The sequence below is a fragment of the Winslowiella toletana genome (genome assembly GCF_017875465.1).
In the GTDB taxonomy this organism is placed as follows: Bacteria; Pseudomonadota; Gammaproteobacteria; order Enterobacterales; family Enterobacteriaceae; genus Erwinia; species Erwinia toletana.
Genome location: NZ_JAGGMQ010000001.1, coordinates 1576493 through 1593404, shown reverse-complemented (window position 1 = coordinate 1593404; position 16912 = coordinate 1576493). Strand labels below are relative to the sequence as shown.

General features: G+C 55.4%; 7 protein-coding genes. All 7 read left to right on the top strand.

What is annotated here, in order from left to right:
- The first annotated feature begins 26 nt into the window (after positions 1-26).
- The 7 genes from J2125_RS07415 (at position 27) to J2125_RS07385 (ending at position 16910) form a co-directional block, all read left to right on the top strand.
- Entirely contained in the window at positions 27-599 is a 573-nt protein-coding gene (locus J2125_RS07415) for a Csu type fimbrial protein (RefSeq protein ID WP_017801205.1), read from the top strand.
- Positions 600-670: 71 nt separating this feature from the next.
- Positions 671-1153 carry a Csu type fimbrial protein gene (locus tag J2125_RS07410; protein ID WP_051050841.1) on the top strand — a complete coding sequence of 161 codons (483 nt, stop codon included), beginning with the start codon at positions 671-673 and terminating at the stop codon, positions 1151-1153.
- Between the two features lie 31 nt (positions 1154-1184).
- Positions 1185-1886 (top strand): fimbrial biogenesis chaperone, encoded by a 702-nt coding sequence (locus tag J2125_RS07405; RefSeq protein ID WP_017801203.1) that lies wholly within the window; start codon positions 1185-1187, stop codon positions 1884-1886.
- 3 nt (positions 1887-1889) lie between these two features.
- A complete protein-coding gene (locus J2125_RS07400) occupies positions 1890-4340 on the top strand; it encodes a fimbria/pilus outer membrane usher protein (protein ID WP_017801202.1) in 2451 nt (816 codons plus the stop codon).
- Entirely contained in the window at positions 4337-5332 is a 996-nt protein-coding gene (locus tag J2125_RS07395; protein ID WP_017801201.1) for a Csu type fimbrial protein, read from the top strand. The genes J2125_RS07400 and J2125_RS07395 overlap by 4 nt, the downstream gene beginning before the upstream one ends.
- Positions 5333-5654: 322 nt before the next feature.
- Positions 5655-7298: a ShlB/FhaC/HecB family hemolysin secretion/activation protein gene (locus J2125_RS07390; RefSeq protein WP_017801200.1), complete on the top strand. Its 1644-nt coding sequence runs from the start codon at positions 5655-5657 to the stop codon at positions 7296-7298.
- Between the two features lie 12 nt (positions 7299-7310).
- Positions 7311-16910, top strand: a complete 9600-nt coding sequence (locus tag J2125_RS07385) for a hemagglutinin repeat-containing protein (RefSeq protein WP_017801199.1) — start codon at positions 7311-7313, stop codon at positions 16908-16910.
- Positions 16911-16912 lie beyond the last annotated feature (2 nt).

Sequence of the window (16912 nt, the reverse complement as noted above, 5' to 3'; positions counted from 1 at the left end):
ATCACTCTTATCTGTAAGGAATGGTTATGAAAATAAAGCTTTTTCTGGTGGGCTGTGGCCTGAGCCTCGGTGTTGCCTCTTCAGGCTTTGCCGCCACCACAACGGGAACAATGAACGCCACCCTGACGCTGACAACGGGTTGTCTGGTCAATGGCGGGACTGCAACGACCGGGGTTAACTTCGGTACTTTAGACTTCGGTAGCAGCGCCGCCACCTTTGACACCCTCAATGCTACCCTGGTGGCGCCGGGTTCAGCAGGCAATGGCATCAATGTGCGCTGTACCACCGGTCAGACTTTCAATGTGCGTATCACCAGCAGTAATCCGGCGCCAGGTACGGTGTATGGCACCGTAACCAGCGCACCGCGTTACCTGGTGCTCGGCAGTGATGCTACTCAGGGCATCGCCTATACCCTCTATAGTGATGCTGGGTTCGCCACCTCAATTGCCAACAACGCCGATCTGGTCTCCAGTGGCACGCCTGACCCGGTACTGGGCACTAACTTCCCGGTTTATGGTCGTGTCACCGGTGGTGGTCAGAATGCCGCCATTCCCGCAGGGACTTACACTGATACCATTAATGTCGCTGTGAACTACTGATCGGGGCTGGCAGGGAGGTCACAGTGCCGGGGAAGCCATGGATTATCGCGGTCTGCGTACGGCCGCTGTGCATGTTGCTGATGCTGTATGTCAGCAGTGCACAGTCATTGCCGACGCAGACCTTTCAGGTCGCCGCATCGATTGTGGCGGGCTGCGTGGTTTCCAGTACTAACACCGGCGTATTTGGCGCACTTGATTTCGGCACACGATCCGGTGTCGAAACCAGCAGCGTCAGCGCCAGCTATGTACAGAGCTCCACTTTCACCCTGGCCTGCACCCCTGGCACCACCCTGAATATGAGCATTAATGGCGGCAGCAACTACTCCACGACCCGTAACCTGAAACTGGCGAACTTCAGTAATGTTGTCGGCTACAAAATTTTTACCAGCTCCAGCCACAGCGCTGCCAGTGAAATCCCGGTCAATCAGAACGTCGCGTTGAGCTACAGCAATGCTAATAACATCACCTTACCGATTTATGGCCTGCTGCAACTCAACGGTGTCAACCGAGCCGGAAATTACACTGACACGCTGACCATTACCCTGAGCTGGTAATGCTTTACTTCTCTTTATAAGGACATCAGGCATGAATATCCGCGCCGCACTGCTTTTTCTGGCATCCCTGTTTGCCACTGTTGCCCACGCAGGTAACTCGGTGCTGATTTGGCCCATCGATCCTAAAATCGTCGGCGACGAGAAAGCGACTGAGTTATGGCTGGAGAATCGTGGCGCCAGCACCACCCTGATGCAGGTACGCGTGTTTAGCTGGGCGCAGGTCAATGGACAGGAGCAGTATCAGACCCAGCAACAGCTGGTGGCCAGTCCACCGCTGGTGCGCATTGAGCCGGGGCAGAAACAGCTGGTACGTCTGATTAAGCAGACCGCACCGCCAACCGGACAAGAGGCGGCTTATCGCGTGCTACTCGATGAGATTCCCACGCCGCAGCAGCCGGGAGATAATCAGGCCGGGCTGAATTTCCAGATGCGCTATTCGGTACCGTTATTTGTCTACGGCAACGGCCTTGACGCGGACAGCGCCAGACCGCAACTAAGCTGGCAGATTGTCCGTCAGCAGGGCAAACCTTTCCTTGAGATGACCAATCGTGGCGCCGGTCATGCGCGTCTGAGTAAAGTGACGCTTGGCGGGCGTAGTTTGTCCGACGGTCTGCTGGGCTATGTGCTGGCTAATTCTACGTATCGCTGGCCGCTGCCGTTCCCGGCTTCGGCCAGTTCCGAGCTGGCAGCGGAACTGAATAATAAAAGCTGGCGCAGTACCGGTTCACGCTAACGGATGAGCACTTCTTCGCTGGCTCCTCCGCAACGTTACTCGCTGTTGATGACTGCGCTGTTAAGTTGCCTGTTTCCGTCAGCCGGCAGTGCGGAAACCTATGACGCTTTACCGCCGCCGCCAGCGGTGACCAGTGGCGCCAGTAACCAGCAATATATGCTGGGTCTGGTAGTGAACGGGCGCGATAACGGCGATATTGTGCCGGTTGAGTTTCGTGATGGACACTACCTGATTCGCGCCGGGGATCTGCAACGCGCCGGTCTGCCGCAGGAGAAACTGGGCGCTCCACAGGTGGATGTGTCGGCGATGCCGGAAGTAAAGGCGGAGTACGACAGTCAGCGTCAGCGCATTCTGTTAACCGTGCCTGCCGGCTGGCTGCCAGCGCAGACCATTGATGGTGAAACGAAAGGGCCGCGCTATCCGGGACGCACCAGTACCGGCGCGCTGATTAACTATGACTTTTATGCCAGCCGTACCGAGAGCAGCGGCACCCGTCTTTCGGCATGGAATGAATTTCGTCTGTTTGGCGATGCGGGTCAGTTTGTCAGCAACGGCACCTGGCAGCAGCAGCTGGAAGGCGGCGCCGGAACGCTTGATGAAGGTTATCTGCGTTATGACACCTTCTGGACCAACCAGGATGAAGCCGACACGCTCAGCTGGCGCGCAGGTGATCTGGTGACCGACGCGCTGTCATGGAGCAGTAGCGTGCGCCTTGGCGGGTTGCAGATTGGCCGCGACTTCTCGCTGCGTCCGGATCTGGTGACCTACCCGTTACCGACCTTTGCCGGTCAGGCGTCGGTGCCATCAACCGTTGATCTGTTTATTAATGGTTACCGTAACAGCTCAAATGATGTGCAGCCTGGCCCTTACTCGCTGACCAATATGCCGTTTGTTAACGGCGCCGGTAATGCGGTGATTGTCACCACCGATGCGGTCGGGCGCCAGGTGACCACCACACTGCCTTTCTATGTTTCCAGCAATCTGCTGAAACCCGGTTTATCTGATTTCTCCTTTGCCGCCGGGTCGATCCGTGAAAATTATGGCATCAGCAATTTCGATTATGGCCCGGCGGCGGTCAGCGGCTCATATCGTTATGGCGCCACCGACTGGCTGACGCTGGAAACCCATGCCGAGGGGGCGGAATCGCTGGCGCTGGGCGGCGGCGGGGCGCAGGTCAAAATGGGGCCGTTGGGGGTGATTAATGGCGCAGTGGCGCAGAGCCAGATGTCAGGCCAGACCGGCACCCAATACAGCTGGGGTTATCAATATAATGCCAACTGGTTTAGCGTCGGCACCCAGCATACGCTGCGCACCAGCGAATTCGGCGATCTGGCGCTATATGGCAATCGCCTGGGCAGCACCGCCAGCAGTAGCTATACGCTGAGTCGCCGCAGCGCACAGTACAACGCCAGTATTTCACTGGATCGTTATGGCAGCATTGGCGCCGCCTTTATCGATATCACCGGTGGCGCAGGCGATCGTACCCGTTTATGGAATCTCTCCTGGAGTAAAAATATCTGGGGCAGCAGCAGCCTGTATATCTCCGCCAGCCGCGATCAGCAGCAGGGGGACTGGACCGGCGCTATCTCGCTGATGATTCCGTTTGGTGAACATGGCAACGCCAGCCTGAGTGTTGAGCGCGATCAGCAGGGCGGCGCTACCCAGCGCGCCTGGGTATCACGTTCGATGCCGAGTGATGGCGGTATCGCCTGGGACGCCTCCTGGGCGAATCAGAGCACCGGAGGGGATTACCGCCAGGGCAGTCTGAACTGGCGCACGCAGAAGATGGAAACCTCAGCGGGCTTCTATGGCAGCGACGACAACACCACCGAATGGGCGGATCTCTCCGGTGCGCTGGTGTTAATGGATGGCGGATTCTTTGCCGCCAATGCGGTTAACGATGCCTTTGTGCTGGTAAAAACCGGTTACCCGGATGTCAACGTACGTTATGAGAATCAGTCGATGGGCAAAACCGATAAGCAGGGCTATCTGCTGGTGCCGGGCATCAGCTCCTATTATCCGGCGAAATATGATATCGACACCCTCGATCTGCCTGCCGATATGACAGCTTCACGGGTTGAGCAACGTTTTGCGGTGAAGCGCCAGAGTGGCTATCTGCTGAACTTCCCGATTGAAACTCTGCGCGCGGCCAGCGTGGTTTTGCACGATCAAAATGGTCAGCCGCTGCCGGTTTCGACGCAGATTATGCGTCCGGGCCAGGCGACAGAATATGTCGGCTGGGATGGTATCGTCTGGATGGACAATCTGGCGGCGGATAACCCGATAGCCGCGCTGACCCCGGATGGTCGCCGCTGCGAAACCCGCTTAGCGATTGCCGGAGGCCAGCCGAAAGCGCTGAACACTTATGGCCCGTTAATCTGCTCATTGCCGCCGCTGCCTGCGGGGGCTTCCAGCGCGCCACAAACCAATACGCTTTCAGGAAACCGACCATGAACCGACTCTTATCCGTCTTTATCGCGCTGATCGCCCTCGGATTTGCCGCCAGCAGTCAGGCGGCCTGTACCCTGCCCGCCTCAAGCGCCAGCTTTGGCACCGTGACTTCATTTACGGTCGGTAGCGCGGTCAGCTCCACTTCCACTACCGCCAACGTCAACTGCGGCTCAGGCCTGATTATCGGCTTACTGAACAGCAATAACATCACCCTGGCGCTGGGATCCGCCACCAATGTCGCCAGCGCGCGCGGCATTATGAAACGCGCAGGCGATACCGGCAGCGATAATATTCCGGTGCAGCTCTGTTCGGTATCGACCTGCGCAACCGAGATGACCATCGGCGCCACGCCGGTAACCTACAGCTCCAGTTCGCTGCTTAACCTCGGGCTGGGCGGCACCTATAACTTTGCCCTGCCGCTCTATTTGCGCACTATGTTACCCAGTCAGCCGGTGGCCGCTGGCACTTATACCGTCACCTTAAATGTCGCGGTAACCTATCGTATCTGTACCGGGCTGGGGATAGGGGGATTGATCTGTCTTTCCGGTCAGGATCAAAACGGATCCGGCACTATTCCGATCACTGTCACTATGGTTGTCACCAATGACTGCACCACCATCACCGCCCCCAATGTCAGCTTCGGCAGCGCGCCGCTGGTCAGTAGCTTTATGCCCGTATCGCAGTCAATCAGTGTAATTTGCACCAAAGGCAGCACCTATACTGTAGGTTTAAGCAATGGCTCCCATGCGGCAGGCAATGTGCGCAATATGGCCAATGGCAGCGCGATGCTTAGCTATGAGATTTATAAAGGCTCTTCCACAACTGACCGCTGGGGACCAACGGGCAGCGAGCGTCAGAGCAGCGCCAACGCCAGTACCACCAGCACCGATGGCGTCACGCGCACTTATAGTTACACCGCCAAAGTACTGGCTACCCAGAATACGCCAGCAGCCGGTAATTACACTGATAATGTGGTGGTTGATTTATCGTTCTGATAATAACCAGCAGAGCGTTAATTTGCGTTATCTTTATTGTTAAATAAATATGGATAATGCAAATAACGCACTGTCAGGAGATTGTAAGGGAGATTGTAGTCTTATTTATTTCTGCGCTACAGTATGCTGCTATTTTGTTAATTATGATAACTAATTTGGCTTTATTATTTGTTCTGCGCTTATCTTAAGCGCAATTTATTATATTTAATCTTTTATTAGTCTGAGTAAACTGTATTTCTAAATATTAATGGTAATCTGTTGCGCATTCTTTGTTCATCAGAATTATCTGTTTATTATGATCACTTTCCGTGTATGGAAACACATGCTCGCCCTGATGGCGCTGACTGGCGCGCCGGCCTGGGCCGCGCCGGTGACACCCGCTGAGCGTGACCAGCAACAGCAAACACAGCAGTCACTGTTGCAGCAAAACCAGCAACAGCGTGAAGAACTCAGCCGCAGTTTTATGTTGCCAAAGCCCGAAGTCAATCATCAGCCAAGCGACGAACAGCGCTGCTTTATTATTCATTCGATTCAGATTGAGCAGGCGACATTATTATCGCCATCAGTACGCGAACGAATTACTGCTCCGTTTATCAATCAGTGTCTGGGTATTACCAAAATAAGTCAAATGGTGGCGCAAATCTCTGACTGGTATATCAGTCGCGGTTACGTTACCAGTCGGGCTTTTCTGGTCGAACAGGATCTCAGTTCCGGAGAATTGCATATTCCGGTACTGGAAGGGAAATTACAAAAAATCGTGATGGATAATACGCCATCACGCCAGCTGTATATGGCCTTCCCGGGTCTGCAAGGCAAGGTGCTTAATCTGCGCGATATTGAGCAGGGAATGGAACAGATTAATCGCCTGCGCAGCCAGCCTGCGCAGATAGAGATTCTGCCGGGCGATCAGGCGGGCTACTCGATTGTTAACCTGACGGCGACACCAGAATTTCCGTTAACTGCATCCTTCGGTTTTGATAATAGCGGCCAGAAAAGTACCGGTACTGGCCAGCTTAACGCCTCGCTGGTGGCGAATAACCTGCTCGGGCTGGCCGATAAATGGTTTATCGGCGGCGGACGCAGCAGCGACTTTTCTACCGCTGGCGATGCCAGCAATCTGCAAACCGGCGTCAGTATTCCCTGGGGTTATGGTTTGCTGGATTACAGCTACAGCCGCAGTGACTATCGCAGCACCTTCGATAATCAGGGCTTTGCGTGGTACTCCCGTGGCGACAGTCAGGTTCATCGTCTGACCGGTAACTGGGTGGTTTTTCGCAACGGTGATATGAAGAGCGGCGTAATGGCCGGTATCAGCCACCATATCAGCCGCAACTGGCTGAATGACGCCCTGTTGCAGAGCAGCAGCCGCAAGCTTACCAGCCTGCAATTCGGCATTAACCATACGCAAAAACTGGCGGGCGGCGTCGCCACCTTTAACCCGACCCTCAGTCGCGGTGTCAGCTGGTTTAACGCCGAAAGCGACGGCGATAAAACCGCCGACCAGCCGAAAGCACAGTTTCGTAAATGGAGCCTGAGCGCCAGTTTCCAGCGCCCGCTGGCGCAGGATCTCTGGTGGTTAAGCAGTCTGTATGGCCAGTGGTCACCCGACCGGCTGTACGGCAGCGAGCGCTTAACGCTGGGTGGCGAAAGCTCGGTGCGCGGTTTTAAAGAGCAGTACCTCTCCGGCGATAACGGCGGCTATCTGCGTAACGAAATCAATTACACCCTGTTTACCCTGCCGGTGATCGGCCAGGTCAGCGCCCTTGCGGCGGTGGATGGCGGCTGGCTGCAACAGGATCAATATGACCCCTGGGCGTCCGGCACCTTATGGGGCAGCGCTATCGGCCTGGGCACCACCAATCGCTATGTGGCAACCCAATTTACCCTTGGTATCCCGGTGAAGTACCCCGACTGGCTGGCGCCAGATCATCTCACCGCCTACTACCGTATTTCACTGGTGTTTTAAAGGGCTATGGTTATGGAAAATCGTCTTCACCCGCTGCGTCTGCCGCAACGTCTGCTGAGCTATCTGATTTGCGGCTTAATCGCCTGGCAGCCGCTGCTGCCGGCGATCGCAGCCAGCATTAACCCGGTTAATGGCAATACGCAGCTGGATAAAGCGGGCAATGGCGTGCCGGTGGTCAATATCGCCACGCCGAATAACGCAGGCATTTCCCATAACCAGTTTAAGGATTACAACGTCGGTAAAGAGGGGCTGATCCTTAATAACGCCACGGGACAGCTGACGCAAACACAGCTGGGCGGGCTGATCCAGAACAACACTCATCTGACCGCTGGCAAAGAAGCGAAGGGCATTATCAACGAAGTGGTGGGCGCTAACCGCTCTCAGCTGCAGGGTTACACCGAAGTGGCGGGCAAAGCCGCCAACGTGATGGTCGCTAACCCCTATGGTATTACCTGTAGCGGCTGCGGTTTTATCAATACGCCAGACGCCACTTTAACTACCGGCAAGCCTTCGTTTGACAGCAACGGCAATTTACAGGCGCTGACCGTCAGCAAAGGCACCATCACGGTTGAAGGTCAGGGGCTGGATGCCAGCCAGAGTGATGCGCTGTCGATAATCGCGCGCGCCACTGAAGTGAATGCGGCGATTTATGCCAGAGATCTGAAAGTGGTTGCTGGCGCCAGTAAAGTGGCGGCAGACGGTAGCGTCACCGCCATTGCGGGCGAAGGCATTGCGCCGACAGTGGCGGTAGATACCGGCGCGCTCGGCGGAATGTATGCCAACCGTATTCATCTGATCTCCAGCGATAAAGGCGTGGGGGTCAACCTTGGCAACCTTAATGCCCGTCAGGGCGATATGGTGCTGGACGCCAGTGGCAAGCTGGCGCTGAATAACAGCCTGACCAGCGGCGCGCTGACGGCCAAAGGCGCCAGCGTCACGCTGAGTGGCGATAACAAAGTCAGCGGTGGCGCAACCGTCACTGCGCAGCAGGATCTCACGCTGCAAAATGGCGCGCTGGTCAGTGATAAAAGTATCGCGCTGAGTGGCGGCGAAAATATGCGGCTCAGCAACGCGAAACTTACCGCTGGCGGAGATATTCAGCTGGCAGCGGGCGATCTGACGGTGGATAAAGCCAGCGCCGCTGACGCCACCGGCAAGATCGGTGTCAATGCGCAACGCAGCATGGATAACGCCGGGCAGTTTACCGCCGGATCGGATATCGATCTGCGCGCCGCCACTGCCAGCAACAGCGGTACGCTGGTGGCAAAAAAACAGCTCAGCAGCCGTAGCGAGCAGCTGACCAACAGCGGCAAACTGGTTGGCGACACGCTGGATATCGACAGCAAAATGCTGAATAACCGCGGAGAGCTGCTGGCGGGCCAGCAGCTGAAGGTTGCCGCCAGCAGCCTGCAACAGAGCGGCACGCTGAATGCCAGAGGCAGCGCGCAACTGGCGGTCAGCGGAAAAATCATTAACGCGGCTGGCGGTAAAATCAGCGGCGACCAGCAGTTGCAGATCAGTTCGGCGGCGCTAGTCAATAACGGCACCCTGTCGGCAAATAACTTAGCGCTGGATAGCCGCGAGATCGGCAACAGCGGACTGATGCAGGGGACGCAGTCGCTAAGCCTGCTTAGCGACAAGCTCGACAACCTGACAACCGGCAGCATTTATACGGCGGGCGGTCTGACGCTCGATCTGCCGCAGTTTACCAACAGCGGCTTGCTGACCAGCGACAGCGCTATGTATCTGAGTGGCGACCGGCTAACCAACGATGGAGAGATTAACGCTGCGACACTGACGGCGGATAACCGCCTGTTTAATAATGGCGCGCAAGGGGTGATGCTGGCAAGCGGTACGATGCAGTTAAATCATGCTCAGCTGGATAACAACGGTCAGCTGGCGGCGAATCGCCTCGACCTGCATGCTGATACGCTGAATAACAACGGTAAGATTATCGGTCAGCAGGCGGTTGACGTTGAATCCGCTACCGTCGATAACCGCGGCTGGCTGACTGGCAAAGCGCTGACGCTGAAGGGCGATCTGGTAAATAGCGGCCTGCTGCAGGGTGACCAGAGTCTGGTATTGCAGGGCGAGCAGCTGGTCAACGCCAGTGAAGGTCAGGTGCTGACTGGCGGCAACGCCACTATTGCGGCGGATAGCCTGGAGAACCGTGGTCTGGTACAGGCGGATCGATTGCAGGTCAGTGTCCGTCAGTGGGATAACCGCGGCACGGCGCTTGCCACCAGCACGCTGGATGCTGAACTGACCGATAAGCTGGATAACAGCGGTTCGCTGCTGAGCAAGGGGGCGATGCAGTTATACGCGCAGAGCCTGACTAACAGTGGTTCGTTGCTGGGTGGCGAAGATATCACGCTAAATGGCGGTATGCTGACCAATAGCGGCAGCGTGCAGGGTAAAACGCTGGGTATCGCATCGTCGCAGGTCAGCAACCGTGGCGCGCTGATCGGTCTGCAGGCGCTGACGCTGGGTCGGGGACTGCCTCCGGTGGGACGTATGGCGTTAGCTGCACCGGCACAGGAATTACGCAATGAAAGCAACGGTACGCTGTTAACCCAGGGAACCCTGACGGTAAATGGCGGCATGGTGACCAATAACGGCAGCTGGCAGGGACAGCAGATCCTGCTGAACGCGCAGCAGCTAAATAACAACGGCGCTATCCAGAGTGCTGGCGATCTGCAACTGGTACTTAGCGACAGCCTGAACTCGGCTGCTGGCAGCAAAATCAGCGCCAGCGGTAATGCCGCATTGCAGGCACTGGCGCTGACCAGTCAGGGGGAGTGGATCGCCAAAAATCTGACGTTAAATGGCGGCACGCTCAATAATGATGGCGCCATTAGCGGCGTGGAGAGCCTGACGGCAGATCTGAGCGGAGGCTTTACCCAGCAGCAGAATAAAAAGATGTTAAGCGGCGGCGCGCTGACACTCAATGCTGCCTCGGTAAACAACCTGGGAAGTTTGCAGGGCGATACGCTGCAGATTGGCAGCGGCGTGCTGACGAACAGTGGTCGTTTGCAGGGTGATAATCGCCTGACGCTGAATCTGACCGGCAACCTGACCAACACTGCCTCCGGCACGCTGCTGAGCCAGCAAGGGGTGAATCTCACCACGCCGAACCTGATTAACTACGGCCTGATTCAGGGCGGGGCGACCTCGACGGTCAATGCCACCAGCAGCGCGCGCAATGAAGGTAAATTACTGAATAGCGGTCAGCTGACGCTTACTACACCGCAACTGACTAACAGCGGCTGGTTGCAGGCGACCACGCTAATTCTGAATGCCGCTAATGCAACTAACAGCGGCACCTTACTGGCGGAGCAGCAGGGCACGCTGACCGGTAATACGCTGACTAACCAGGGCGCGACCCAGGCCGCTAATCTGGCGGTCAATTATCAGCAGCTAACCAACAGCGGCACACTGCTGGGCAATAGCCAGCTAACTGTGACGGCGGCACAGGTAACGCAGCAGGCGGCGGGCAAACTGTTTAGCGGCGGTAATCTGCTGCTGGCCAGCAACGGTTTCGACCAGCTGGGTCAGGTGGTGGCGCTGGGCGATGCAACCCTGAAGCTGGTCAATGCCTTTACCGGCCGTGGCACTGTCGCTGCCGGGAATCGCCTGACGGTCAGCAGTGATGGCAATTTGCTGAATAGCGGCGTCATGCAGGGGCAGGGACTGACGTTAACCGCTGGCGGCACGCTGACCAATAACGGCCAGCTTACCAGCGGCATTGGCGACAGCGCGTTCAGCGGCAGCCAGATTGCGATGAACAGCGCTGGCTCATTGCAGGGCGGCGGTAATGTCTCGCTGACCAGCCGGGGCAATATCACGCTCAATGGTTTTACCGGCACCAAAGGCACCATGACGCTGACGGCGCCGGGCAGCATTATCAATACCGCACTGCTGTATGCCGGTAATCATCTCTATCTGCTGGCGAACAGTATTAAAAATCAGCGCGGCGATATCCTCGCCGGTAATAGCTTATGGTTACAGCGCGATGCGGCGGGTAACGCCAGTACAGAAGTGATCAATACTTCCGGCACCATTGAGACCAATAACGGCGATATTACGATTAAGACCGGGCATTTATTGAATACGCGGGAAGGATTGAGCGTTACCTCAACAGCGCAAAAAGCATCTGATGTGCCAGAGGGAACAGGTGCGGCTACCGTGGATGTCCGTTTGGGAGACCTGGATGAAAGTGAGCTGGGTTACAACCTCAGGACACGCGAAAGTGGTGGGAGTGAAGCTAACGGCGCTGGCAAGCACGAAATTAGATATTACACTCTGGCGCCGAATGAACTGGGAGCTGTGAAACGTTATTTGTCGGAAATTTTAACTCTCGAAGTGACTGCAACAGGCGGTAGTGGACGTATTGCCTCAGGACGTAACTTAGATATTACTGCCACAACACTGGATAACCAGGCCAGCGCCATTCTGGCTGATAAAATGATTACGTTACGAGGCAGTTCACTAAATAATGCATCCTGGTTGAACAGTGTTCGAAATACATATTTAACTTATCAGTTTGATGGCCAGCCAGCGACATACGAACTGGATGAAGATCATGGGATGACCTATTTTGCTGGACTGCCGATCGTAACGAATACCCAGGTTCGGGTTAATAATTTAGATTCACATGTCACTTACCGTCTTGCCAGCGCACCTGAGTATGAAACCCTATCGACTGGCGGCAATTATCGTTCTGTTATCCAGGCAGGGGGGACAGTTAACGCCAGTTTCAGCAACAATATCAGCAACACCAGTACCAACGCCAATGCAGGCGGCATCAGCAATACACTCGCCGCACCTTCGCTCAATACGCTGAGTCAGGCTGGAATCAGTGGCGCGCAGCAGAAGCAAGCGCTGTCTGGCAGCGACAAAGTAACGATAGATTCGCCACAGTGGCACGATCAGTTGCAGGATGCGCTACAGATAATCAGTGGTGGCGATCCACTGGCTAATTCGGGTACCTCCGATAATTTGCAGGGAAAATCGGTCGACACCAGTGCTTACCCACTTCCAACCAGTAATAGCGGCTATTTTGTCACCTCGGGCGATCCGAAAAGTCCCTACCTGATTAATGTTAACCCGAAGCTAAATGGTCTGGGGGAATTAGATCAGAACTTATATGGCGATCTGTACAAGTTACTGGGGCAACAACCGACGGGGGCGTCGCAGGAAACCCGCAGCCAGTATACCGATGAGAAGCAATTTCTTGGTTCCGCTTATCTGCTGGATCGCCTGCAACTGAATCCCGAATATGATTATCGTTTTCTGGGAGATGCGGCTTTTGACACGCGCTACGTCAGCAATACCGTGCTGAACCAGACCGGTAGCCGCTACCTTAATGGCCTCGGTTCTGAGCTGGATCAGATGCGTTACCTGATGGATAACGCTGCGGCCACACAGCAATCGCTGGGGTTAGAATTTGGCGTGTCGCTCACCGCCGACCAGGTGGCCGCGCTGGATCACAGCATCATCTGGTGGGAAGCGAGCACAGTCAATGGCGAAACGGTGATGGTGCCGAAAGTTTATCTGTCGACAAAAGATGTGACGATAAATAACGGCAGCGTGATTGCCGGTAATAGTGTGATGCTGGACGCGGGTTCCGTGACCAATACCGGCAGTACAGTGATCGCCGTAAATGATCTGACTGTTGATAGCCATAATAGCGTCAGCAATCTCAATGATGCGTTGGTTAAAGCTGGCGGTAATCTGCAACTGAGCGCGCTGGGCGATATTAATAATATCGGTTCCGCTATCAGCGGGAAAATGGTCGCTCTGGAAAGCACCAACGGCAGCATTAATAATATCACTCAAGCTACGCAGTGGCAGTTAAATAGCTCAGAGGAGGGTGGCGAAAAAGTTGGCCTCAGTCATACCTGGCTGGGTAATAGTGCTGCTATTACCTCGCTGGACAGTCTTACGCTGAACGCCGGGAAAGATATTGCCATTACTGGTGCGCAGATTAAAGCAGGCGGTGACTTACAGATGAATGCCAGCGGTGATATTGCCATCACGGCAAATACCATCAATGACAGTCAAAGCCAGTCTGGATTTGCTTATAACGCGCGGAATCAAGTGCAGAGTTCCAGCAACACCGACGTTAGCCATGAGGGCAGCACAGTTTCTGCTGGTGGCAATATCGGGATAAGTGCCGGGAATAATCTGACTGTCAGCGCCAGCGCGGTGGATGCGGGTAAAAACGCCAGTCTGGCGGCGGGCAATGATCTTAATCTGGAAGCAAAAACTACCCAGCAAGCCAGCAGTAAAGGCCATGCTGAATCACATGCCAGTGGACTGGATCGCACCACCCTGACCAGTGGCGGCGATCTGACATTAAACGCCGGACGTGACCTTACCAGTCAGGCGGCAGCGATGGCGGCGGAAGGGGATGTGGCGCTGCAGGCCGGACGCGATATCAATTTGCAGGCGGTGGCGACCACTTCTGGCAGCAGCTATCACTCGAGCAATAAAACCGAAATCGATGAGTCGGTGCGTCAGCAAGGGACGGAGATTGCCAGCGGGGGTGATATTGCGATGCAGGCGGGCCGTGATATCTCAGCTAAGGCGACGACGGCAAATGCCATTGGTGATTTAGCGCTTCAGGCCGGACGTGATATTGCTATCGGTACGGCGACGGAGAGTGATTACAGTTACGATGAAGAGACCAAAGTTAAGAAAGGCCTGTTCTCGAAAAAAACCACGCACACCATTGTTGAGGATTATGCCACCACCGAACAGGCGTCGTCGCTAAGTGGCAACAAGGTCACTATGGTGGCGGGCAATAACCTCGGTGTGACAGGCTCCAGCGTCGTGGGCGAGGGTGATGTCACGCTGAAAGCGGGCAATAATCTCGTTATCACCGCTGCTACTGAAGAGCAGTCCAGCTATCGCCTGAAAGAAGTGAAAAAGAGCGGCATGTTCAGTGGCGGCGGCATTGGCGTGACTTTCGGTAGCGCCTCATCACGCCAGCAGCTCAATCTTGACGGTACCACCCAGAGCCAGAGCGCCAGCGCGGTAGGCAGTACCGGCGGCAACGTTAATCTGATTGCGGGGGGCAACGCCCATATCAGTGGGTCGGATGTTATTGCCCGTAATGATCTGAATGTGGTGGGGGGATCGGTCACTATTGATCCTGGTAATGATCTCCTAACCCGCAGGCAGGTGATTGAGCAGAAGCAAAGCGGTCTTACCCTGCAGCTGACCAGCCCGGTTACTGATGCGCTGCTTTCACTGGCGAGTACCGTAAAACAGTCATCCGAGGCCGGTGATAGCCGTCTGAAAGCGCTGTATGCGGTGAAGGCGCTGGAAAGTGGCTGGGCGTCAGCGACAGATAAGGAGACCATGAGTTCGGCGGCGGCTATGGCGAAAGGCGATATGGATAATGCCGGGATTAAGATCCAGTTAAGCGTGGGCGCCAGCAAGAGTATATCTACCTCGGAATATGCGCAAAACACGGTTAACGGCAGTACGCTGAATGCAGGTGGTAATGTTGCGGTGGTCGCTACGGGTAGCAATGGTCAGAGTGGTGATTTGAATGTGATCGGCAGTGGAATTACCGGTAAAGATGTGACGCTGGCGGCCAAAAATGATCTGAATCTGGTAGCGGCCAGTAACAGCGCCGAGCAGAAAGGCAGCAATAAAGCCAGTGGCTGGAGTGGTGGGGTACATATCGCCATTGGTAAAGAGACCGGCATCGGTATTCAGGCCAGCGGTTATATGATGAATGGCGAGGAGAACGGTAACACGACAGAATTCGTTAATACCCGTGTTAACGCCAGCGATACGCTGACACTTAGCAGTGGCAACGATACGGTTCTTGCGGGCGCACAGGCGCTGGGTAATCGTATTGTTGCTGATGTTGGCAATAATCTGACAATGACCAGTCTGCAGGACATTGATAACTACCAAAGCAAGCAGACCAGCGTAAGTGGCGGTTTTAGCTTTACCTTCGGGTCAATGACCGGCTCGGCCAGCCTTAATGTCAGCCAGTCAAAAGTGAACAGCGAATACGCCAGCGTAGGCGATCAGAGTGGGCTTTTTGCCGGTGATGGCGGCTATGATATCTATGTGGGTAATCATACCCAGCTGAACGGCGCGGTTATCGCTTCAACTGCCGATGCGGCTAATAATGCACTCTCCACCGGAACGCTGGGATGGGACAGCATAGAAAACTATGCCGATTATCAGGCCAGCAGCTTCTCGGCAGGTGGTTCCGCAGGAACCAGTGGTGGCTCTTTTGCCCCACCGGCTGCGGTACATATCAGTGAAAGCGCTTCAGGCACGACGCGTTCGGCGGTATCTGACGGCAGCATCACCATACGTAATACAGATGCGCAGAGTCAGGATGTGGCGACGCTCAGTCGTGATACTGACAATGCCAACGGCAGCATCGATAAGATTTTCGACAAGGAGAAAGTTGAGAATCAGATGGAGTTTGCGAAGGGCGTGATGCAACTGGCCGGGCAGTTCACCAACGACCTGAGCCGCAATAAGATGCAGGATGCCGAGGCGAAGGCCAGAGCGAAACTCAGTGCGGAAGACCCGGATTTTGCACAGCTCTCTGCAAAGGAACAGAGTGCGCTTATCGGCAAAGATCCTGACTATCAGGAAACAAATAAAACCTGGGGCACCGGTGGCACCTTCGCCATGGCCGGAGCTGCGGTCAGCGCCGCGCTGGGTGGCTTAAGCGCCGGTAATCTTGCCGCTGCTGCCAGTGGAGCAGCGGCGCCTTATCTGGCCAGTGCCATTAAGCAGGCCACCACCACAATTGATCCGGTCACCGGGAAAGAGAGCACCAACGTTGTTGCCAACGCCATGGCGCATGCGGTTGCGGGAGCCGTACTGGCACAGATGGCAGGCAACAGCGCCACAGCGGGTGCGGCAGGCGCTGCCACGGGTGAGCTTGGTGCCAGAGCAATTATTGCGGTAATGTATCCGGGACGTGAAGCGAGCGAACTGACCGAAGAAGAAAAACAGACCGTCAGTGGTCTGTCGCAGCTTGCCGCAGGGATTGCCGGAGGGGTAAGCAGTGACTCCGTTGCTGGCGCTACCAGCGGGCAGATAGCTGGTAAGAATGCGGTGGAGAATAATGCGCTGGGCTGTACGCCTCTCACCTGCAAAACCGGGATCGACCTTAACGGCGGCCCGATGGGCGGTGGTCTTATCTCCGGCGGCGGTGGCGCAGCTATCGGAGCAGTGATCGCTGACGGGCTGTCGGATGATAAGGATGGCGGCCAGCCAAATGCTGGTAAGGATCTGACGGATGCTGAGAAAGCAGAGGTGGGTGGATCGGGTTCAGGTACGCCGGGCGGCTGGGAGCCAGGGGATGATGGACAGGGCAGTCATAAGGAGCTTAGTACTTCTGATCAAAGGTCAGTCAAGTCTCTGGAAGAACAGATTAGGGTTCACGAAGAAAAGCTTGAAGCGTACAAGAATGATCCTGATGCCTTTGATAACAAAGGTTATCTTCAGAATGCACCGAGCGAAGAGGTCAGACAAAATATAATCAATGGCCGTATCCGCCATCTTGAACAAGAGATAAAAACGTTCCAGAAAAACATTGGTGAAATTAAAAATGGTAAGGGTTGAAT